General features: G+C 74.1%; 21 protein-coding genes. 15 read left to right on the forward strand and 6 right to left on the reverse strand.

Annotated elements, in window-relative coordinates; all coding sequences use genetic code 11:
* Nucleotides 1-59 precede the first annotated feature (59 nt).
* The gene (locus ACFYML_RS08685) at nucleotides 60-1385 is read right to left on the reverse strand and encodes an ATP-binding protein (RefSeq protein ID WP_387419991.1); all 1326 of its coding nucleotides are present in this window, start codon (nucleotides 1383-1385) and stop codon (nucleotides 60-62) included.
* A gap of 254 nt (nucleotides 1386-1639) precedes the next feature.
* Between ACFYML_RS08685 and ACFYML_RS08690 the strand changes: the two genes are divergently transcribed.
* On the forward strand, nucleotides 1640-2740 hold the full coding sequence (locus tag ACFYML_RS08690; RefSeq protein WP_387419992.1) for a D-alanine--D-alanine ligase family protein: 1101 nt from the start codon (nucleotides 1640-1642) through the stop codon (nucleotides 2738-2740).
* A 104-nt stretch (nucleotides 2741-2844) separates the two neighbouring features.
* Here ACFYML_RS08690 and ACFYML_RS08695 read toward each other — a convergent pair whose 3' ends face one another.
* Both ACFYML_RS08695 and ACFYML_RS08700 read right to left on the reverse strand, forming a co-directional pair.
* Entirely contained in the window at nucleotides 2845-3471 is a 627-nt protein-coding gene (locus ACFYML_RS08695; protein WP_387419993.1) for a DUF3515 family protein, read from the reverse strand.
* Nucleotides 3472-3705: an Lrp/AsnC ligand binding domain-containing protein gene (locus tag ACFYML_RS08700; RefSeq protein ID WP_073832485.1), complete on the reverse strand. Its 234-nt coding sequence runs from the start codon at nucleotides 3703-3705 to the stop codon at nucleotides 3472-3474.
* Between the two features lie 154 nt (nucleotides 3706-3859).
* On the opposite strand from ACFYML_RS08700, the gene ACFYML_RS08705 reads away from it, so the two are divergent.
* On the forward strand, nucleotides 3860-4807 hold the full coding sequence (locus tag ACFYML_RS08705; RefSeq protein WP_387419994.1) for a thiamine-phosphate kinase: 948 nt from the start codon (nucleotides 3860-3862) through the stop codon (nucleotides 4805-4807).
* A gap of 62 nt (nucleotides 4808-4869) precedes the next feature.
* Entirely contained in the window at nucleotides 4870-5337 is a 468-nt protein-coding gene (locus tag ACFYML_RS08710; protein WP_387419995.1) for a GNAT family N-acetyltransferase, read from the forward strand.
* Between the two features lie 23 nt (nucleotides 5338-5360).
* Here the strand turns inward: ACFYML_RS08710 and ACFYML_RS08715 are convergent, their stop codons facing one another.
* Together ACFYML_RS08715 and rpmB are read right to left on the reverse strand one after the other, a co-directional pair.
* Nucleotides 5361-6614 (reverse strand): ATP-grasp domain-containing protein, encoded by a 1254-nt coding sequence (locus ACFYML_RS08715; RefSeq protein WP_387419996.1) that lies wholly within the window; start codon nucleotides 6612-6614, stop codon nucleotides 5361-5363.
* 209 nt (nucleotides 6615-6823) lie between these two features.
* Entirely contained in the window at nucleotides 6824-7015 is a 192-nt protein-coding gene (rpmB, locus tag ACFYML_RS08720) for a 50S ribosomal protein L28 (protein ID WP_073832489.1), read from the reverse strand.
* A 343-nt stretch (nucleotides 7016-7358) separates the two neighbouring features.
* Here rpmB and ACFYML_RS08725 point away from each other — a divergent pair, with 343 nt between their 5' ends.
* Genes ACFYML_RS08725 through ACFYML_RS08735 form a run of 3 tightly spaced genes read left to right on the forward strand, consistent with a single transcriptional unit; the run spans nucleotide 7359 to nucleotide 12133 of the window.
* Nucleotides 7359-8966: a DAK2 domain-containing protein gene (locus ACFYML_RS08725; protein ID WP_387419997.1), complete on the forward strand. Its 1608-nt coding sequence runs from the start codon at nucleotides 7359-7361 to the stop codon at nucleotides 8964-8966.
* Complete coding sequence (recG, locus tag ACFYML_RS08730; RefSeq protein ID WP_387419998.1) at nucleotides 8963-11164, forward strand: ATP-dependent DNA helicase RecG; 2202 nt, start codon at nucleotides 8963-8965, stop codon at nucleotides 11162-11164. Before ACFYML_RS08725 ends, recG begins: the two co-directional genes overlap by 4 nt.
* A gap of 36 nt (nucleotides 11165-11200) precedes the next feature.
* On the forward strand, nucleotides 11201-12133 hold the full coding sequence (locus tag ACFYML_RS08735) for a serine hydrolase domain-containing protein (RefSeq protein ID WP_387419999.1): 933 nt from the start codon (nucleotides 11201-11203) through the stop codon (nucleotides 12131-12133).
* 67 nt (nucleotides 12134-12200) lie between these two features.
* Here ACFYML_RS08735 and ACFYML_RS08740 read toward each other — a convergent pair whose 3' ends face one another.
* Nucleotides 12201-13127 carry a cell wall anchor protein gene (locus tag ACFYML_RS08740; RefSeq protein WP_387420000.1) on the reverse strand — a complete coding sequence of 309 codons (927 nt, stop codon included), beginning with the start codon at nucleotides 13125-13127 and terminating at the stop codon, nucleotides 12201-12203.
* 243 nt (nucleotides 13128-13370) lie between these two features.
* Here ACFYML_RS08740 and rsmD point away from each other — a divergent pair, with 243 nt between their 5' ends.
* The 9 genes from rsmD to ACFYML_RS08785 all read left to right on the forward strand — a co-directional run bounded on the left by rsmD (nucleotide 13371) and on the right by ACFYML_RS08785 (nucleotide 20460).
* Nucleotides 13371-13934 carry a 16S rRNA (guanine(966)-N(2))-methyltransferase RsmD gene (gene rsmD, locus ACFYML_RS08745; RefSeq protein WP_387420014.1) on the forward strand — a complete coding sequence of 188 codons (564 nt, stop codon included), beginning with the start codon at nucleotides 13371-13373 and terminating at the stop codon, nucleotides 13932-13934.
* A complete protein-coding gene (coaD, locus tag ACFYML_RS08750; protein WP_073832494.1) occupies nucleotides 13931-14419 on the forward strand; it encodes a pantetheine-phosphate adenylyltransferase in 489 nt (162 codons plus the stop codon). Before rsmD ends, coaD begins: the two co-directional genes overlap by 4 nt.
* Nucleotides 14420-14576: 157 nt before the next feature.
* Nucleotides 14577-15074 (forward strand): hypothetical protein, encoded by a 498-nt coding sequence (locus ACFYML_RS08755; protein WP_091269033.1) that lies wholly within the window; start codon nucleotides 14577-14579, stop codon nucleotides 15072-15074.
* Nucleotides 15075-15192: 118 nt separating this feature from the next.
* Nucleotides 15193-15756, forward strand: coding sequence for a YceD family protein (locus tag ACFYML_RS08760; RefSeq protein WP_387420001.1), 564 nt, complete (start codon nucleotides 15193-15195; stop codon nucleotides 15754-15756).
* Between the two features lie 5 nt (nucleotides 15757-15761).
* Nucleotides 15762-15935 carry a 50S ribosomal protein L32 gene (rpmF, locus tag ACFYML_RS08765; protein WP_073832497.1) on the forward strand — a complete coding sequence of 58 codons (174 nt, stop codon included), beginning with the start codon at nucleotides 15762-15764 and terminating at the stop codon, nucleotides 15933-15935.
* Between the two features lie 132 nt (nucleotides 15936-16067).
* Nucleotides 16068-17027, forward strand: coding sequence for a phosphate acyltransferase PlsX (locus tag ACFYML_RS08770; RefSeq protein ID WP_387420015.1), 960 nt, complete (start codon nucleotides 16068-16070; stop codon nucleotides 17025-17027).
* Nucleotides 17024-17845 (forward strand): ribonuclease III, encoded by an 822-nt coding sequence (rnc, locus tag ACFYML_RS08775; RefSeq protein WP_387420002.1) that lies wholly within the window; start codon nucleotides 17024-17026, stop codon nucleotides 17843-17845. The genes ACFYML_RS08770 and rnc overlap by 4 nt, the downstream gene beginning before the upstream one ends.
* A complete protein-coding gene (gene mutM, locus ACFYML_RS08780) occupies nucleotides 17838-18695 on the forward strand; it encodes a bifunctional DNA-formamidopyrimidine glycosylase/DNA-(apurinic or apyrimidinic site) lyase (RefSeq protein WP_387420003.1) in 858 nt (285 codons plus the stop codon). Before rnc ends, mutM begins: the two co-directional genes overlap by 8 nt.
* A 250-nt stretch (nucleotides 18696-18945) precedes the next feature.
* Nucleotides 18946-20460, forward strand: a complete 1515-nt coding sequence (locus ACFYML_RS08785) for an MMPL family transporter (protein WP_387420004.1) — start codon at nucleotides 18946-18948, stop codon at nucleotides 20458-20460.
* Nucleotides 20461-20537 lie beyond the last annotated feature (77 nt).

Raw genomic sequence — 20537 nt, forward strand, 5'->3', positions numbered from 1 at the left:
CGCCCACCGGACCCGGTCGACGGAGGGCGGGAGGCCGCTACCGCCACCGACCACCGGCCTCACAACAGCTTGCGCCGCTTCAGGTACGCGACCAGGTCGTCGTAGACGCCGCCCTCGTTGGCGAACATGGCGACGTTGCGGGCGGTGGACAGCCACGGCCGGGTGGACGGGCGGACCTCCTTCAGCGCCCGCTCCAGGTCCCGCTGCTCGATCATCCGGACCTGGCCGGTGCGTACCGAGTCGGCCATCGCGAACTCGGCGGCGCTCTCGCAGAGGTGGGCCAGGTCGGCGCCGGAGAAGTCCTCGGTCGCCGCGACCACCCGGCGCAGGTCGATGTTGGCGATCGGCCGCTCGCGCAGGTGGTACTCCAGGATCGCCGCACGGGCCTCGGCGTCCGGGGGCAGCACCAGCACCACCCGGTCCAGCCGGCCCGGCCGGCGCAGCGCCGGATCGACGTCCCACGGGGTGTTCGTGGCGGCCAGCACGAAGACGCCCTCGTTGTCGCCCTCCATGCCGTCCAGCTCGGCCAGGAGCTGGTTGCCCAGCGTCCGCATCGAACTCGACGAGACCTGCGACCGCTTGTGGCCCAGGGCGTCGATCTCGTCGAGGAAGAGCACGCAGGGGGCGTCGCGCCGGGCCGCCTCGAACAGCTGGTGCAGGTTCCGCTCCGAGTTGCCGACCCACATGTCCAGCACGTCCACGATGGACAGCGACAGGAACTTCGCGCCCATCTCCCCGGCCACCGCACGGGCCAGGAAGGTCTTGCCGCAGCCGGGCGGCCCGTAGAGCATCAGGCCGCCGCGCAGGCTCTTGCCGTACATCCGGCGCAGCTCCGGGTTGCGCAGCGGGCCGAGGAAGGCCAGCTCCAGCCGCTCCTTCACGGCCGACATGCCGCCCACGTCGGCCAGCCGGATCGAGGAGGACTCCACGTCGTACACCCGGTCGGCCTCGCCGCGGACCGGCTCCGGCTCGTCGCCGGCCCGGGCGAAGCGCGGCGGCACGACGTCGGCCAGCTCCTGCTCGTACGCGGCCAGCGGGTCGTCCCCGGACGGACCCGCGGGCGCCGGGCGCTGCGCCGGCGGCGCCGGGCGGTCTTCCCCGGACGGACCGGCGGGTGCGGGCGGCGCCGGGCGGTCGTGCTCGGGCGGGGCGGCGGGCGCCGCGCGTTGCGCCGGGGCTACGGGCCCGCCGAGTGCCCGCTGCATCAGGGCCTGGGCCTGCGCGTTGCCCGGATCCCGGGCGAGCGCCTGCCCGATGTGCGCGATGGCCTCGGCGCCCCGGCCGCCGTCCAGCAGCAGTCCGGCCAGGTGCAGGCGCAGCGGCAGGTCGTCGGGCCGGGCGTCGAGGGCGGCCAGCAGGCTGTCGATGAGGGCATCCGAGCTCACAGGACGAGCAGCCTAATGGGCGGCTGCCTCGATCCGCTCGCCCGCTCGGGCGCATCGCCACCGGTGGCGATGCGCCCGTTCGACGGCGACGTCGCCCGATTACTCCCCGTGTACGGCTCGTTGACCGGTTGCGCGGCGAGGTGCGGTCTCCTCGGGTATCGGCTGCCCGGGCTCGCCACGCACAGTAGGGTCAACCGGGTGAGCGCCACCGGCGAGCACGGCCAGCCGCAGTCGCGAACGAAGAGGTGACCGGAGTGACCACCCCAGGCAAGACCCGTGTGGCGATCGTCTTCGGCGGCCGCAGCCCCGAGCACGGCATCTCCTGCGTCAGCGCGGGCAGCGTGCTGGCCGCGCTGGACCCGGACGAGTTCGAGGTGGTCCCGGTCGGTATCACCCGGCAGGGCCAGTGGGTGCTGGCCAGCGGCGACCCGGGCCAACTGGCCATCCAGGATCGCAAGCTGCCGGAGATCACTGCCGGCTCCGGCGCGGAACTGGTGCTGCGCGCCGATCCGGCGGCGGGTGGCCTGATGGTGCTCGACCCGACGCAGGGCCCCCGGGCGCTGGCCGACGTGGACGTGGTCTTCCCGGTGCTGCACGGCGCGTACGGCGAGGACGGCACCATCCAGGGGATGCTGGAGATGGCCGGCATCCCGTACGTCGGGGCGAACGTGTTCGCCTCCGCGGCGGCCATGGACAAGGAGTTCACCAAGAAGCTCTGCGTCGCCGAGGGCATCCCGGTCGGCCCGTACGTGGTGCTGCGCAACGGGATGACGATGACCGAGGAGGACAAGGAGCGCCTCGGCCTGCCGGTCTTCGTCAAGCCGTCCCGGGCCGGTTCCTCCTTCGGCATCACCAAGGTCGACGACTGGTCCCAGCTCGACGCGGCGGTCGCCACCGCCCGCGAGATCGACACCAAGGTGCTGGTCGAGGGCGCGATCGTCGGCCGCGAGATCGAGTGCGGCGTGCTGGAGGGGGAGGCCGGCGGCGCCCCCGAGGCGTCGGTGCTGGCCGAGGTGCGGATGATCGGCGGCCGTGACTGGTACGACTTCGAGGCCAAGTACATCTACGCCGACGAGGTCTGCGAGTACGACGTCCCGGCGAATCTGCCCGAGCCGGTCGCCCACCGGGTGCAGGAGTACGCCACCCGCGCGTTCACCGCCCTGGACTGCTCCGGGCTGGCCCGGGTCGACTTCTTCGTGACGCCGGAGCTGGACGTCTATCTCAACGAGATCAACACCATGCCCGGTTTCACCCCGACCTCGATGTTCCCGCGCATGTGGGCGGCCAGCGGCCTGGAGTATCCGAAGCTGGTCAACCGCCTCATCCGCAGCGCCCTCCGCCGCGCCGGCCGCTGACCCGTCACGCGGCTCAAGATCCGGCCTGATTCACGGAAAGAGTGGCCATTCCGGCGTGGAAGGCCACTCTTTCCGTGCATCTGCGCCCACTCAGGGGCGCGACGTCAGCCGGAGCAGCCGGACGGGGCGGTCTTGGCCGAGGGGACCGCCGCGACGATCGCGTCGGAGATCGGGGCGACCCACTGCAGCGGCTGCTCGTACTGCTTGGGCAGCCGGACCCGGACGGGGGTCTCCCGGTCGACGGTGGTCAGCACGCTGCCGTCGGCTTCCTGCGCGGCGTACCAGCAGACCTTGTTGACCCGCCACACCTCGTCGGTGGGCTGGATCACCGGCGGGGTGCCGCCGCAGGCCACCGTGAGCGCCGGGTCGCCGTACGCGGCGTTCTGCTCGGCGCCGGCGGTGACCGGCCGCTGCTTCAGGTCGCGTACGCTCGGCGGGAGCTGCGACAGCAGGGCCCGGCACAGCGTCGCCGGCCGCTCGGCCAGGGCCGGGGCGGGCATCTCGACCGGGGCGGTCGACTGCGGCCGCACGGCGGTCGCCGACGGCTGCGGTGCGGCGGCCGGCTCGTCCGGCGCCAGCTTGGCGAAGGTGAACCCGGCCACCGCCACGGTCACCGGCACCGCGATCAGCGTCGCCCAGAGGGCGGCCCTGCGGGTGCTCCGGTCCCGGCGCGGGGCCTCGTCGGCCGTGCGGGCCTCGTCGGCAGCGGGGGAGGTCGTGATCTTGTCCACTTACAGGCGCACCACCGAACACGTGAGGGTGCGGGTGATGCCGGGCACCATCTGCACCTTGCTGACGATGAGTTTGCCGAGCTCGTCGACGGTGTTCGCCTCGGTGAGGACGACCACGTCGTACGGCCCGGTGACGGCGTCGACACGCACCACGCCGGCAAGGTCCGAAATCTGACCGGCCACGTCACGCGCCCGCCCGACCTCGGTCTGGATGAGGATGTACGCCTGTACCACGACTCGACCTCCGTCCGTCGCCGCCTGGGGCGGTCCGAAGGGTGAAACTACCGTACGGAGCAGCCGTGATCCGTATCGGTGGCCGGTTGGACGCGGTGAGCGAGGCCACGGCGTGGGCGAAGCGAGTGACGAGTGAGCGCGACGAGGGGACGGCATGACAGTCGCGGGTGTCGGGGAATTCGGGCTGATCGACCGGGTGACCGCCCGGCTGACGCAGGGGGAGAGCTGCCTGCTCGGTCCCGGTGACGACGCGGCGGTGGTCGCCGCGCCGGACCGGCGGGTGGTGGCCTCCACCGACGTGCTGGTGGAGGGGCGGCACTTCCGCCGGGACTGGTCCGGGGCCCGGGACGTCGGGCACCGGGCGGCGGCCGCCAACCTCGCCGACATCGCGGCCATGGGCGCCACCCCGACCGCACTGCTGGTCGCCCTCTGCATCCCGGCGGAGCTGGACACGAGCTGGGCGGAGGAGTTGGCCGACGGGCTGGGCGCCGAGGCGGCCCTGGTCGGGGCGGGCGTGGTCGGCGGCGACATGTCGTCCAGCCCCGTCATCACGATCGCCGTGACCGCCCTGGGCGATCTGGGCGACCGGCCGCCGGTGGTCCGCTCCGGGGCCCGCCCGGGAGACGTGGTGGCGCTCGCCGGGCGCACCGGCTGGGCGGGGGCCGGCTACACCGTGCTGTCCCGCGGCTTCCGCACGCCCCGGCTGCTGGTCGAGGCGTACCGCCGACCCGAGGTGCCGTACGCCGCCGGGCCGGAGGCCGCCCGGCACGGCGCCACCGCCATGATCGACGTCTCGGACGGGCTGCTCGCCGACCTGGGGCATGTGGCGCGGGCCAGCGGCGTGGCGATCGACCTGACCCGGGACGCGTTCGAGGTGCCCCGGCAGATGCGCGACGCGGCCCAGGCGCTCGGGGTCGACCCGTACTCCTGGATCCTGGCCGGCGGCGAGGACCACGCCCTGGCGGCGACCTTCCCCGCGGCGGCGGCGCTCCCGGCCGGCTGGCAGCCGATCGGGCAGGTGACCGAGGGCGCCGGGGTGACCGTGGACGGCGCCGCGTACGAGGGCCCGACGGGCTGGGACCACTTCCGCCGTACGGAGTGATCTGCGACCGACGTCGCCGGCCGGCCCCGGTTCGGGGCCGGCCGCGGTCGTACCCTTCTTCCGTGAGTGAGATCGAGATCCGGGCCCGGCGCTTCGACGCATCCGAGTCGCAGGCGTTGATCCGGGCGGCCCTGGCCGACCTCGGCCAGCGGTACGGCGGCAGCGGCGACGACACGCCGGTCGACGCCGCCGAGTTCGAGCCCCCGGCGGGCGCCTTCCTGGTCGCCTACCTGCACGGGCAGCCGGTGGGCTGTGGTGGCTGGCGCAGCCACGGCGACGACGGCGAGACGGCGGAGCTGAAGCGGATGTACACGGCGCCGGCCGCCCGGGGCCGGGGGGTCGCCCGGTCGGTGCTCGCGGCGGTCGAGCGGTCGGCGCGGGAGCAGGGCCGCAAGCGGATGGTCCTGGAGTGCGGCGACAGGCAGCCGGAGGCGATCTCCATGTACACCTCGGCCGGCTACGAGCGGATCCCGAACTTCGGCTTCTACAAGGACGCCCCCGGCTGCCTCTCCTTCGGCCGCACCCTCTGAGGGCCGCGCCGCCGCGGACCGGATCAGCTGACCGTGATGTGGATCTGGTCGGCGGCCTTGCGGGCGGCGCTCTCCGCCCCGGTGGCGTCGGCGCCCCAGGCCAGCAGGTGTCCGCTGCGCTGGGCCGAGGAGAGCAGCTCCGGCACCGTGTCCCCGACGGCGACCTCGACCTGCACGTCGAGCACGCCGGGCACCCGCAGCGCCGCCTTGACCCCGTCCACGGCGGTGACCCGCCCGGGCGGGGCCACCAGGAACTCGACGGCCGCCGCGCCGGCCGGCCGGGCCGGCAGCGCGGGCCGCTCGCCGCGCAGCACCCGCAGGTACGCCTCGATGAAGCCGCACTCGTAGGCGATCGAGACCAGTGCGGTGATCATGTCGCCGGGCATCCGTGCCGCGCACTCCACCAGCGTCGGCACGCCGTCGACCAGGATCCACTCGCTGTGCAGCATGCCGCTGCGGAAGCCGGCCGCCTCGGCGAGCCGGACGGCGGCGTCGCGCAGCGCCCGGTGCTCCGCCTCGGGAAGCGCGGACGGCACGGTGTGGCCACTCTCCACCGGGAACCGACCCCCGACGATCCGCTTGTCGGTGACGTTGGCGAAGATCGTCTCGCCGTCGGTGACCAGCAGCTCGACGCTGTGCTCCGAGCCGGCGAGCAGCTCCTCGACCAGCACCTCGGTGGGCAGGCCCGCGGCGGCCTCCACCGGCGCCTGCGGGGTGGCGCTGGCCGCCCAGGCGGCGGCGATCTCCGCCGGGTCGGCGATCAGCTGCACGCCCAGGCTGCCGGAGCGGCGGGTGGGCTTGAGCACGCACCGGTCGCCGTGGCACCGGGCGAACTCCGCCGCCCGCGCCGGGTCGTCGACCAGCTCGTACGCCGGGTTGGCCAGGCCGGCGGCGTCGGCGAGCAGCCGCATCCGGTGCTTGTCGGTGAAGACATCGGCCGCCGGTAGCCCGGCTCCGGGCAGGCCGAGCCGCTCGGCCAGCCGGGCCGTGGCGCCGACCGCGTACTCCAGGCCGGGCACGACGAGCCGGGCGGAGGCCAGGCCGGGTTCCCGGGCGAGCAGCGCGTCGACATCGAGGCCGGTCTGGTAGTTGGCCGGCACCAGTCGGGAGACGAGGGGCAGCTCGGCGGTGAGGCGTTCGAGGCCCCGTCGGCGGATCACGTCGGGCTCCTCGACGACGACCACGCTGCCGGCCGGCAGCTCCTGGTCGAACCACCGCAGCGCGCCGAGCGACGCGCCGATCACCACCATCTCGTCGCGACCCAGGTCCAGGTCCACCGGTCGTTCCTCCCCCACCCCACCGGCGCCGGACCGGACAGCCGGCGCAGCACGACCCTAATCGGGCCGCACACCCCCGGTCGCCAGGTGTTCGGCCAGCCGTCAGCTCCGGCTTTCGGACACGACAGAAGTGGCTTCCGGACACGACAGAAGCCGGCGGACCCTTCCGGTCCGCCGGCTACCGACGAGTTCTGGGTGGTGCTACCGCGTCAGGCGCGGGTGACCTTGCCGGCCTTGATGCACGAGGTGCAGACCTGCATCTTCTTGGTGGTGCCGCCACCGGCCGGGGTACGCACCGACTGGATGTTCGGGTTCCAGCGGCGGTTGGTCCGCCGGTGCGAGTGGGACACGTTGTGGCCGAAGCCCGGCCCCTTGCCACAGACGTCGCACACGCTAGCCACGGGATACTCCTGGGTTTGAAACGTTCATGAGGTCGCCGCCAGGCGCAGCCCGGGCAACCTGGCCAGGTTACCCGATGGCTCGCCGGTACGCCCAACCGGCCCGGCCGGCGGCGGTCGACGGGTCCAGGTCGCGGCGCGGCGTCACCCACGTCGGGCTGGATTTGTCGGCGACGGCTCCAGGTCGCGGCGCGGCGTCAGACGCGCCGAGCTGGAGTTGTCGGTGTGATGCCGCCCAGCGTACCGGCCCGGCCCGGGCCCGGAATGCCGCCCCGGCCGGTCGGACACGCCGACGGGAATCGGTCGACCTCGGCGCGTGTCGCTGCGCGCCAGTAGGCTTCCGGACGTGCTGGACACCCTCGACGCCGCCGCGGTGCGCCGCTGGTGCGCGAGCGGGCTGGCCGCCCTCCAGCGACACCAGGGCGAGATCGACGACCTCAACGTCTATCCGGTCCCGGACGGGGACACCGGCACCAACCTGGTGCTCACCCTCACCTCCGCGCAGCAGGCCCTCGCCATGGACCTGGAGACCCTCCCCGAGGACGGGCACACCCCGCACGGGCACGCGCTGCGGCTGATGGCCCGGGGCGCGCTGCTCGGTGCCCGGGGCAACTCCGGGGTGATCCTGTCGCAGATCCTGCGGGGCCTGGCCGACGCGCTCGCCGCCGCCCCGGCGGTCCGCGGCCGGCTGCTCGCCGCCGCGCTGGCCGAGGCCACCACAGCCGCGTACGCCGCGGTCGCCCAGCCGGTCGAGGGCACCCTGCTCAGCGTGGTCGCCGCCGCCGCCCGCGCCGCCGTGCAGGCGGACAGCGACGACCTGCGCACGGTGACCCGGGCCGCGGCGGCCGGGGCGGCCGGCGCGCTCGCGCGTACCCCCGAGCAGTTGCCCGCGCTGGCCCGCGCCGGCGCGGTGGACGCCGGCGGCCGGGGCCTCTGCCTGCTGCTGGACGCGCTGGTCGAGGTGGTCACCGGGGAGAGCCTTCGGCCGCCGGCGCCCGTGTCGCCCGCGGTCCGCCCGCCCGCCACGGCGGCCCGGGAGACCGGCTCCCCGGCGTACGCCTACGAGGTGCAGTACCTGCTCGACGCCACCGAGGAGGCGGTCGTCCGGCTGCGCGCCGAGCTGGGCGCGCTCGGAGACTCCCTCGTCATCGTCGGTGACGCCGGGCCAGCCATCGGGACATGGAACGTGCACGTGCACGCCAACGACGTCGGTGCGGCGATCGAGGCGGGCGTGGTCGCCGGTCGCCCGCACCGGATCACGGTGACCCGCTTCGCCGACCAGGCGCCGCCACCGCCGCTGCCCGACGGCCGGGCAGCCGTGGTGGTGGCCACCGGCGCCGGCATCGCCGAGCTGTTCGGGGCCGAGGGGGCCACGGTGGTGCCGGCCAACCCGTCCACCGGCGAGCTGCTTGACGCGATCCGCGCCACCGGGGCCGCCCGGGTGGTGGTGCTGCCCAACGACCCCAACACCCAGTCGGTGGCCAGCACGGCGGCCCGGGAGGCGCACCGGCTCGGGGTGAAGGTGAGTGTGGTGCCCACCCGGTCCCCGGTGCAGGCGCTCGCCGCCCTCGCCGTCCGCGACCCGTCCCGCCGCTTCGAGGACGACGTCATCGCCATGGCCGAGGCGGCCGGCGCCTGCCGCTACGCCGAGGTCTGCCACGCCAGCAAGGAGGCGCTCACGGTCGCCGGGCCGTGCCGGCCGGGCGACGTGCTCGCGCTGGTCGAGGGGGAGGTGCACCTGATCGGCGCCGAGCTGCTCGACACCTGCACCGCCGTGGTCGACCGGATGCTCGGCGGCGGCGGCGAACTGGTCACCCTGCTGTGCGGGGCGGAGGCCCCGGACGGGCTGGCCGACCGGGTACGCGAGCACGTCGAGCGGTCCTGGCCGTTCGTGGAGGTGCAGGCGTACGAGGGCGGGCAGCCGCACTATCCGCTCCTGGTGGGGGTCGAATGACGAGCGAACCGGCCACGGTGGACACGCCGCTGAAGAAGCTGGTCGGGGAGAAGACCGCCAAGGCCCTGGCCAGTCACCTCGACCTGCACACCGCCGGCGACCTGATCTACCACTTCCCCCGCCGCTACGACGAGCGCGGCGAGCACACCGACATCCGCTCGCTGGACGTGGGGGAGCAGGTGACCGTGCTGGCCCAGGTGCAGCGCACCGCGGTCCGGCCGATGCGCCAGCGCCGGGGCAACCTGCTGGAGGTGACCGTCGGGGACGGCTCCGGCGGCGTGCTCACCCTCACCTTCTTCGGCAACCAGGCGTGGCGGGAGCGGGACCTGCGCCCCGGCCGCTGGGGGCTCTTCGCCGGCAAGGTCACCGAGTTCCGGGGCAAGCGGCAGCTCAACGGCCCGGAGTACGTGCTGCTCGGGGAGGGCGGCGACGGCGAGGCGGCGGCCAACGAGGAGGTCGAGGAGTTCGCCGGTGCGCTGATCCCGGTCTACCCGGCCGCCGCGGCGGTGCCGACCTGGGTGATCGCCCGCTGCGTCCGGGTGGTGCTGGACACGTTCACCGCGCCGGACGACCCGCTGCCCGCCACGGTGCGGGCGAGCCGGAACCTGGTCGGCATCGGCACCGCGCTGCGCGAGATCCACCGGCCGTCCAGCAAGGAGGAGCTCTACCGGGCCCGGCGCCGGCTCAAGTGGGACGAGGCGTTCGCCGTGCAGCTCACCCTGGTGCAGCGCAAGCACCGCGCGGCGGCCTGGCCGGCGCGGGCCCGCCCGGCGAGACCGGGCGGCCTGCTGGACGGCTTCGACGCCCGGTTGCCGTACGAGCTGACCTCCGGCCAGCAGGCCGTCGGCCGGGAGATCGCCGCCGACCTGGCCACCGCCCACCCGATGCACCGGCTGCTCCAGGGCGAGGTCGGCTCCGGCAAGACGGTGGTCGCGTTGCGGGCCATGCTCCAGGTGGTCGACGCCGGCGGGCAGGCCGCGCTGCTCGCCCCGACCGAGGTGCTCGCGGCCCAGCACTACCGGGGCATGCTCGACCTGCTCGGCCCGCTGGCCCGGGCCGGCGAGCTGGGTGCCGCCGATGGCGCCACCCGGGTGGAGTTGGTCACCGGCTCGCTCGGCGCGGCGGCCCGGCGGCGGGCGCTCGCCGAGGTGGCCGAGGGGCGGGCCGGCATCGTGCTCGGCACCCATGCCCTGCTCTACGAGGGGGTCGACTTCCACGACCTGGGTCTCGTGGTGGTGGACGAGCAGCACCGGTTCGGCGTGGAGCAGCGGGACGCGCTGCGGGCCAAGGCCGACCAGCCGCCGCATGTGCTGGTGATGACCGCCACCCCGATCCCGCGCACGGTGGCCATGACCGTCTACGGCGACCTGGAGATCTCGACTCTCTCCCAGCTGCCGCAGGGGCGTTCGCCGATCGCCTCGCACGTGGTGCCGGCCGCCGAGAAGCCGGCGTTCCTCGACCGGGCCTGGCGCCGGCTGCGCGAGGAGGTCGCCGCCGGCCACCAGGCGTACGTGGTCTGCCCGCGGATCGGGGAAGGACCGGCCGCGGAGGAGGAACCGCCCCGCGAGGACGACAACGGCCGCCGCCCACCCCTCGCGGTGACCGAGGTGGCGCCGCTGCTCGCCGAGGGCCCGCTGCACGGGCTGCGGATCGGCGTGCTGCACGGGCGGCTGCCGGCCGACGAGAAGGACGCCGTGATGCGGTCCTTCGCCGCCGGCGACCTGGATGTGCTGGTGGCGACCACGGTGGTCGAGGTGGGGGTCAACGTGCCCAACGCCACCGTGATGATCGTGCTGGACGCCGACCGGTTCGGCGTCTCCCAGCTGCACCAGTTGCGTGGCCGGGTGGGCCGCGGCTCGGCGCCCGGCCTCTGCCTGCTGGTCACCGAGGCGATGGAGGGCTCGTCGGCGCGGGAGCGGCTGGACGCGGTCGCCTCCACCACCGACGGATTCAAGCTCGCCGAGTTGGACCTGGAGCAGCGGCGCGAGGGTGACGTGCTAGGCGCCACCCAGTCCGGCCGCCGCTCGCACCTGCGGCTGCTGTCGCTGCTGCGGGACACCGACCTGATCCGGGATGCCCGGGCCGAGGCGATCGCCCTGGTCGAGGAGGATCCGGAGCTGGCCGGGCACCCGGCCCTGGCCGCCTCGGTCGCGGCCCTGGTCGACGAGGAACGCGCGGAGTACTTGGAGAAGGGCTGACCCCACCGATCGGCCGGCCGCGCCTAGGATCGGTCGATGTCGACCCTGCCCATCCCTCGTGGAGTGCTCCTGCTGGCCCGTGGCGACGAGTTGGTCATCGACCGGGTGACCGGCTCCGCCGACGACACCGCCGGGCTGCCCTGCACCCGGGCGACCCGGTTCCAGATCGCCTCGATCAGCAAGCAGATGGCCGCGGCGGCGGTGTTGCTCCTCGCCGAGCGGGGCGCCCTCGGCCTGGCCGATCCGGTGAGCCGCTGGCTGCCGCACTCACCGCCGGACTGGTCTCGGATCAGCCTGCACCACCTGCTCACCCACACCTCGGGCCTGGGCCACTGGCCGGAGTACCCGATGATCGACCTGGGCCGTCCGGTCGAGCCGGACGAGTTGCTGGCCGTCTTCGCCGGCGTGCCGCCGCTGTTCGCCCCCGGCGCCGGTTGGCACTACAGCAGCCCGGGGTACGTCCTGCTGGCCCGCGCCGTCGAGCGGGCGTCCGGCCGGCCCTACGCCGCGTTCCTTGCCGAGGAGGTCTTCGGGCCGCTCGGCATGACCGGCAGCTTCGCCGGCGCCCCGGCGGGCCGCGTCGACGTAGCGGTCGGACACGAGGGCGGCCGGCCGGTGCCGTCCTGGGATCTGGCCACGGTGAGCATGGGGGCCGGGGACGTCTGGTGCACCGGCGACGACCTGCTCGCCTGGCTCGACGTGCCACGTCGGGGGCGGCTGCTCACCCCCGCCTCGGTGGCGCTGATGACCACCCCGCACGCGGCGGCCACCAGGGGCGGCGAGGCGTACGGCTACGGCTGCTTCCTCGGGCCGCTGGCCGGGGAGCGGGCGGTGCACCACTCGGGGGACAATGCGGGCTTCAAGGCGTTCGCCGCCTGGCTGCCCGACTCGGACCGGCGGCTGGTGGTGCTGGCCAACCAGGCCGAGGTCGATCCCGTCCTGCTCGGCGGGCTCCTCGCCGCCCGCTGAGGGGGCGGCAAACGGCGAGGGCGCGCCGACCGGATGGTCGACGCGCCCTCAGGAGATCCGAACGGGATCAGGCGGTGAAGCGAACCCGACGACGGCGGGCGACCACGAACAGCACCGCGCCGGCGGCGAGCAGCACGGCCGCGCCACCCGCGATCGCGCCGGCCGCCGGACCGGTGACCGGCAGGCCGCCGCCCTGGCCCGCGCAGTCCTTCGGCTGGGTGTAGTCGATGGTCTCGGTGTCCTCGACCACGTCGTACTTGACGGTGACCTTGAGGCCCTTGTACGCGTCGAAGCTGACCGAGGTGGTCTTGCCCGGCTCAGAGACCAGCTTCTTGGTGACGCCCTTCTCCGTGGTCAACGTGACGGTGAAGGGGATGCCCTTCGCCGGGTTCTCCACGATGAAGGTCATCGTGTCGCAGGTCTCCTCGAGCCGGAACACCGGCTCCTCCGGCTCGGCCGGGGCGGAGGGAGTGGCCGCCGGGCTGGTGGCCGCCGGGGTGGGCTCCGGCGACGCCGGCGACTCCGGGCTGGCGCTCGGCTCCGGCGAGGCCGGCGTGCTCGGCGGCTCGGCCGGGGCGCAGTCACCGGCGGGCTGCGCGACGACGCTGCGGGCCTCGGTGATGATCCGGTCGCCGCGCTCCCACCGTGCCTCCACGGTCAGCTTCAGCTCCGGCAGTTCGCCGGTGAAGGTGTGGGTCTGGGTACCGGTCAGGGTGCCCTCGCCCTTCTTGGGCAGGGTGGCCTCGACGGCCAGGCCGCCAGTGATGTCACCCGGCACGGTGGACTCGAGCTTGGTGATGGTGCCGGCGATGTCGGTCTCGCTGTTGCCGACCGACCAGTTGACGGTGACCTTGCCGTCCTGGGCTGTGCAGTAGGTGCCGGAGGGCTCGGGGTGGTGGGCCATGGCCGGGCCGGCGACGGTGGCGACGCCCGCGAGGCCGATCAGCGCGCCGGCGGTGACCGCCAGGGCGCGCCGGAGGTTCAGACGGTTCACGTCTACTCCTGATGAGGGGAAATCGGAGTGTGCCGGGCGGACCGGAGCCTCACGCCCGACAACCGGGCAGACCCTAGCGACAACGACACGTCGGGCGTTACGTGGGTCGACCTCTCATAGAGGGTCTGTTATGAATTTGAGATCATTGATGTACGGCGAGTGTCTACCCGGCCGCCCTGTGGTACGGATCGGGTCGCCCGGGCCGGCGTCGCGTAGCGTCTGGGGCATGTGCGGGAGCAGACGGTGACCCGGATCGTGGCCGGGACGCTCGGCGGCCGGCGGATCGCCGCGCCACCCGGCGCCGGCACGCGGCCGACCTCCGACCGGGTCCGGGAGGCGCTGTTCAGCGCGGTGCAGGCCGAACTGGATCTGCACGGCGCGCGCTTCGCCGACCTGTACGCCGGTTCCGGCGCGGTCGGCCTGGAGGCGCTGTCCCGGGGTGCGGAGCACGTGCTGCTGGTGGAGTCCGACGCCCGGGCGGCCCGGGTGATCCGGGAGAACATCGCCGTGCTGCGGGCCGCCCCGGCCGCTCGCCTGGTCACCGGCAAGGTGGCCGGAGTGCTTGCCGCCGGACCCGACGGCGGGCCGTACGACGTGGTCTTCGCCGACCCGCCGTACGCCGTCTCCGACGAGGAGATCACCGCGCTGCTGGCCGTGCTGGTCGACGGCGGCTGGCTGGCCCCGGAGGCCCTGGTGATCGTGGAGCGGTCCAGCCGCACCGGGCCGGTCACCTGGGTGGAAGGCATCACGCCCGAGCGCAGTCGCCGCTACGGCGAGACCACCCTTTGGTACGGTCGCCGATCATGAGACGTGCGGTCTGTCCCGGCTCGTTCGATCCGGTCACCAACGGACACCTCGACATCATCGGCCGGGCCAGCCGGCTCTTCGACGAGGTGATCGTCGGCGTGCTGGTCAACCAGTCGAAGCAGGGGCTGTTCACCGTCGAGGAGCGGATCGACATGCTCCGCCAGGTGACCGCCTCGTACGACAACGTGCGGGTCGAGTCGTTCCGCGGGCTGCTGGTCGACTTCTGCCGGGCCCAGCAGGCCAGCGTGCTGATCAAGGGCCTGCGCGCGGTCAGCGACTTCGACTACGAGCTCCAGATGGCCCAGATGAACATCGGCCTGGCCGGCGTGGAGACCCTCTTCATGCCGACCAACCCGCTCTACTCCTTCCTCTCCTCCAGCCTGGTCAAGGACGTGGCCAAGTGGGGCGGGGACATCTCGGCGCACGTCCCCGACGTGGTCCGCGAGCAGTTGGTGGCCCGCCTCGCCCCGCAGGCCCGGCCCTGACCCTGGCCTCGCGGCAGACCCCCGGCGGCGCGCGACGCGCCGGGTGGGGGTGGATCGGCGTGCGGTGGAGCGGGCGCGACATGATGTGTGCAGCGCCGAATTCGGGCGCAGGCCGCATCATGTAGGTCGGCCGACGAACGACAGGAGTGAGGTACCGGTGGACCCGCTCGATCGCATCGACGAACTGATCGCCATGGTGGAGCAGGCCCGCTCCGTCCCCATGTCGCGCAACAACTGCATGGTCGACCGGGGCGAGATGATCGCCGCCCTCGACGAGCTGCGCGTCGAGCTCCCCGCCGACCTGCGCCGGGCCGCCGCGCTGCTCGAGGAGCGGGACAAAATCATGGAGGCCGGCAAGCGCGAGGCCGATCGGATCATCAGCGAGGGTGAGGCGGAACACGCCCGGCTGGTCTCGGTGAACGAGATCACCGTCTCGGCCGAGCACGAGGGCGCCCGGATCATCGCCGAGGCCCGCGCCGAGGCGCAGCGCCTCCGGGACGAGGTGGACGACTACGTCGACACCGCGCTGGCCAACTTCGAGCAGTTCCTCACCCGGGCCCTCGCCTCGATCGAGCGCGGCCGGGACAAGATGCACGCGCTGCGTGAGATCGGTACCTTCGCCGGTGACGAGGCGGACCGGCCGCTACCCTTCTGAGCGACGCCCGGGCCGGCGGCCGACAGCCGGCACCCCGGCGGGCGACGCCCCGGTTCGACGGTCCGGCGGTCGCCCAGGTAACCTTCTTTGTCGGCCTCTCACCGGCCGGAGTCTGACTATGCCCAAACACGTGCCTTCTTCACTCGACCCCAGGTCGCCGCTGGTCCTCGACACGAGGGACCTGCCGCGTCGGCCTGGTGCGTTGCGTACGGTCAAGCGGGTCGTGCCGGCACCGGAGGACCTCGGCGTGGAGTTGATCGGTGTGCCGGCGGGCGCGGACCTCGACCTCGATCTGAGGCTGGAGTCGGTGTCCGAGGGTGTGCTCGTCTCCGGGACCGTCAGCGGTCCCATCAAGGGCGAGTGCGGCCGCTGCCTGCGCGCGATCGACGACTCGGTGACCGTGAACATCCAGGAGCTGTACGCGTACGAGAACAGCACCACGGACACCACGACCGACGAGGACGAGGTGGGCCGGATGCAGGGCGATCTGATCGACCTGGAGCCGGCGCTGCGGGACGCGGTGGTGCTCACCCTGCCGACCAACCCGCTCTGCCGGGAGGACTGCCCAGGCCTGTGCCCCGAGTGCGGGGTGCACTGGGACGAACTGCCGGCCGACCACAGTCACCAGCAGGTCGACCCGCGTTGGGCTGCCCTGTCGCAACTGACCCGTAAAGAGGAGTAACAACCGTGGCCGTCCCCAAGCGCAAGATGTCGCGCAGCAACACCCGGGCCCGTCGGGCGCAGTGGAAGGCCGCGGCGGTCGCGACCGTGGCCTGCCCGCAGTGCAAGTCGCCGAAGCTGCCGCACGCCGCCTGCTCCGTCTGCGGCACCTACAACGGCCGCCAGGTCCTCGAGGTCTGACCTGGACGCCGAGTGACGTCCCCGACCACAGGTCGGGTGGCGCGCGCACCCTGGCTCACGCCCGGTGCCCCGGCTCCCTCCGCCGCCGTCCGGCCCCCGGCCGGCGTCCCGTCGGAGCCGGGCACCGCGCGGATCGCCGTCGACCTCCTCGGCGGGGACGATGCTCCCGCCGTCGTGGTTGACGGCGCTCTGCGGGCCGTACGCACCGACCCTGACCTGCACCTGCTGCTCGTCGGACCGACCGAGGTCGCCGACGGGCTGATCGGCGCGCTCGCCCCCGAGCAGCGCGCCCGCGTCACGGTCCGCCCGGTGCGGACCGCCGTCGGCATGGCCGACCACCCCACCGCCGCCCGCGCCGAGAGCACCGTGCGGGCGGCCGTCAACGCCGTCCGCGACGGGTTCGCCGACGCGCTCGTCTCCGCCGGCTCGACCGGCGCCACCGTCACCGCCGCCGCGCTCGGCCTCGGCCGCTGGACCGGGGTACGCCGCCCGGCGCTGGTGGCCACCCTGCCCGCCGTCGCCGGACCGGTGGTGCTGCTGGACGTCGGCGGCACGCTGGAACCCCGTCCCGCCACCCTCGCCCGGCACGCCGTGCTCGGCGCCGCGTACGCCGCCGTGGCGCACGCCGTCGCCGCGCCCCGCGTCGGGCTGCTCTCCGTCGGCACCGAGGCGGGTAAGGGTGACCGGCTGCGCCGTGCCGCCGATCCCGCCCTCGCCGCCGTGCCCCTGCCGTGCGGCGCCCGCTACGTCGGCCTCGTCGAGGGGTACGACGTCTCCCTCGGCGCGCGCGCCGACGTCGTGGTCACCGACGGGTTCACCGGCAACGTGCTGCTCAAGGCGATCGAGGGCGCGTATGCGATGGCCGGCGGACCCCCGGCGAGCGGCGGCGCGCCACGTGCGGCGGCCCTGCTCGGCGTGGCCGGTACGGTGGTCGTCTGCCACGGCGCGGCCCGGCCCGACGACGTCGCCTCCGGCATCGCCCTGGCGGCCCACCTGTGGCGGCGGGGCGCCACCGACACCGTCGCCGCCCTGCTCGACGGCATGCCGCACGATCTCGCACCTGACCGAACCGACACCGAGGTAGCACCATGACCAACGACAAGCGGCGGCGGGCTCCCGTCGGCCACCTGGAGGCGGCCTTCGGGGTGTCGCTCGACCCGGAGCTGCTGGAGCGCGCCCTGACCCACCGCTCCTACGCGTACGAGAACGGTGGGCTCCCCACCAACGAACGGCTCGAGTTCCTCGGCGACTCGGTCCTCGGCGTGGTGATCACCACGGCGCTCTTCCACAACCACCCGGACCTGCCCGAGGGGCAGCTCGCCAAGCTGCGCGCCAGCGTGGTGAACATGCGCGCGCTGGCCGACGTGGCGCGCGGTCTCGGCCCGGCGGGGCTGGGCGCGTACCTGCTGCTGGGCAAGGGCGAGGAGACCACCGGCGGCCGGGACAAGGCCAGCATCCTGGCCGACACCCTGGAGGCGCTGCTCGGCGCGATCTACCTCCAGTACGGCCTGGACACCGCGGCCATCGTGATCCACCGGCTGTTCGACCCGCTGATGGCCGAGTCGGCCGGCCGGGGCGCCGCCCTGGACTGGAAGACCAGCCTGCAGGAGCTGACCGCCGCGCTGGGGCTGGGCGTTCCCGAATACCGCATCGAGGGCACCGGCCCGGACCACCTCAAGACCTTCACCGCCTGGGTGGTGGTGGCCGGCAACCGGTACGGCGGCGCCGAGGGACGCAGCAAGAAGGAGGCCGAGCAGCGGGCCGCCGAGTCGGCCTGGCGGATGCTGACCGAACAGGCCGAGAAGGAGCAGGCCACGCTGGGGGCGAGGGAGCTTTCGCCGGGGGCGGCGGACGACGCCGGCAGCGGGTCTGCGGCCGACGCGGCCGGAGCGGGCGCCGGCCGTGCCTGAGCTGCCCGAGGTCGAGACGGTCCGGCAGGGGCTGGCCCAGTGGGTCATCGGCCGGACGATCAGCTCGGTGGAGGTGCGCCACCCCCGGGCCGTACGCCGGCACCAGCCCGGCGGGGCGCACTTCGCCGACGTGCTGACCGGCCGGACGATCACCGACGTCCGGCGCCGGGGCAAGTACCTGTGGCTGCCGCTGGACAGCGGTGACGCCCTCGTCGGGCACCTCGGCATGTCCGGTCAGCTGCTGCTGCAGCCGGTCGAGGCGGCCGACGAGCTGCACCTGCGGGTCCGGTTCCGGTTCGGCGACGACGGCCCGGAGCTGCGCTTCGTCGACCAGCGCACGTTCGGCGGGCTGGCGGTGTCCGAGGGCGGCGCGGAGCTGCCCGGGGAGATCGCACACATCGCCCGGGACCCGATGGACCCGGAGTTCTCCGACACCGACTTCGTGGCCGCGCTGCGGCGGCGGCGCACCGAGGTGAAGCGGGCGCTGCTCGACCAGACCCTGGTCTCCGGGGTCGGCAACATCTACGCCGACGAGGCGCTGTGGCGGGCCAGGCTGCACGGCGCCCGCCCGACCGACGCGCTGACCCGCCCGGCGGCCACCCGGCTGCTCGCGCACGTGCGGGACGTGCTCGGCGAGGCGATCAAGCAGGGCGGCACCAGCTTCGACGAGCTGTATGTCAACGTCAACGGCGAGAGCGGCTACTTCGACCGGTCGCTGAACGCGTACGGCCGGGAGGGGGAGCCCTGCCCGCGATGCGGCGCGCCGATCCGCCGCGAGGCGTTCATGAACCGGTCGTCGTACAGTTGCCCGCGCTGCCAGCCCCGCCCCCGAGGAGCGCTGCGGGGATGACCCTGAGCCGGCTCGGGGTTGCGCCGGTGTGCCGTCCCGGGCGGTTTCCGGCGCGTCCCCCGCTCGTACCCTGAAAATGCCGTTCTGTCCGGTTGGCTGAGCCCCGCGCGGCCCGGCCGGCCGGGTTCTGGCGGATGGGGGACGAGCCGGGGCCGTTCCCCGATGTCCGGGCGTCGCCCGCTCCCTAGCGTCAGACCGTCGGCACAGGGCCGACGTCTGGAGGGGGAACCCGGGTATGGGCAGGCGACCGGTGACGGTGCGATTGGCACGGTGGAGTGCGGAGCACCCGTGGCGGGCCATCGCGCTGTGGGTGGTGTTCGTGGCGGTGTGCTTCGTGGGCGGCAACGCCGCGGGCCTGAACGAGGCGACCGCAGCTGACCAGGCGACCGGCGAGGTGGGACGGTCCGACCTGATCGTCGACAGCGGCGGCTTCCACGAACCGGCGACGGAGAACGTGCTGATCACGTCCCGCTCCGAAACGCTCGACCAGGCCGCGGCGAAGGCCGCCGCCGACGACACGGCGGCCCGGCTGCGGCAGGTCGACGGGGTCGGCTCGGTGGGTACGCCGATGCCGTCCCGGGACGGCAGCGCGCTGCTGCTGCCGATCACCATGTCCGGCGACCCGGAGACCGCGTCGGACCGGGTGCAGCCGCTACGGGACGCCACCGCCAAGGTGCAGGAGGCGCACCCGGCGCTGCGGATCGAGGAGGTCGGGGGGCCCTCGATCAACAAGGCGCTCGACGACACCCTGGGCAAGGACTTCAAGCGGGCCGAACTGCTCAGCCTGCCGGTCACCCTGGCCATCCTGATCATCGCGTTCGGTGCGCTGATCGCGGCCGGCGTGCCGGTGCTGCTCGCGCTCTCCTCGGTGGCCGCGGCCATGGGGCTCTCCACGCTGGCCTCGCACCTGGTGCCGGCCAACGACACCACGGCCAGCGTGATCCTGCTGATCGGCATGGCGGTCGGCGTCGACTACTCGCTCTTCTACGTCCGCCGGGAACGCGAGGAACGGGCGAAGGGGCGGTCCCGGCTCGACGCGGTGGAGGTCGCGGCGGAGACCTCCGGGCACGCCGTGGTCGTCTCCGGCACCGCCGTGATCATCTCGATGGCCGGGCTGCTGCTCGCCCAGGACGCCATCTTCTCGTCGCTCGCCGTCGGCTCGATCCTGGTGGTCGCGGTCGCGGTGCTCGGCTCGCTGACCGTGCTGCCGGCGCTGCTCGCCAAGCTCGGCCGCTGGGTCGACCGGCCCCGGGTGCCGCTGCTGTGGCGGCTCACCGCCCCGCGTACCGGCCGGCACGGCCAGCCGGCCCGGCCCCGGTTCTGGCCGGCCGTGCTGAAGCCCGCGCTGCGGGCCCCGCGGGCCACCCTGATCGTCTCGGTCGGGCTGCTGCTCGCCCTGGCCGCCCCGGCGCTGGGGATGCAGCTGAAGTTCCCCGGCATGGAGGACGTGCCGCGCAGCACGCCCGCCATGCAGGCGTACGACCGGCTCACCGCCGCCTTCCCGAGCAACGGCACCAGCCACACCGTGGCGGTGCGGGCGCCGGCCGAGCAGGCCGATCGGGTGCACGCCGCGCTGACCGACCTGGCCGGGCGGGCCGCCGCCGATCCGCTCTTCGCGCCGGCCGAGGGGGACGGCCCGAAGATCAAGGTGTCGGCCGACCGCCGGGTGTCGGTGCTGGAGGTGGCCACCCCGTACGGCAGCCGCACCGACGAGGCCACGCGCTCGCTGCACGAGCTGCGCGAGGACCTAGTGCCGCGTCTTTGAACGTTGATCGTGTAATCCATCGGTTCTGAGGAGCCGTCAGGCACGCTGTCTCCCAACGCATCAGGCTGTGGGAGGTG

The organism is Micromonospora sp. NPDC007230 (assembly GCF_042869115.1).
In the GTDB taxonomy this organism is placed as follows: domain Bacteria; phylum Actinomycetota; class Actinomycetes; order Mycobacteriales; family Micromonosporaceae; genus Micromonospora.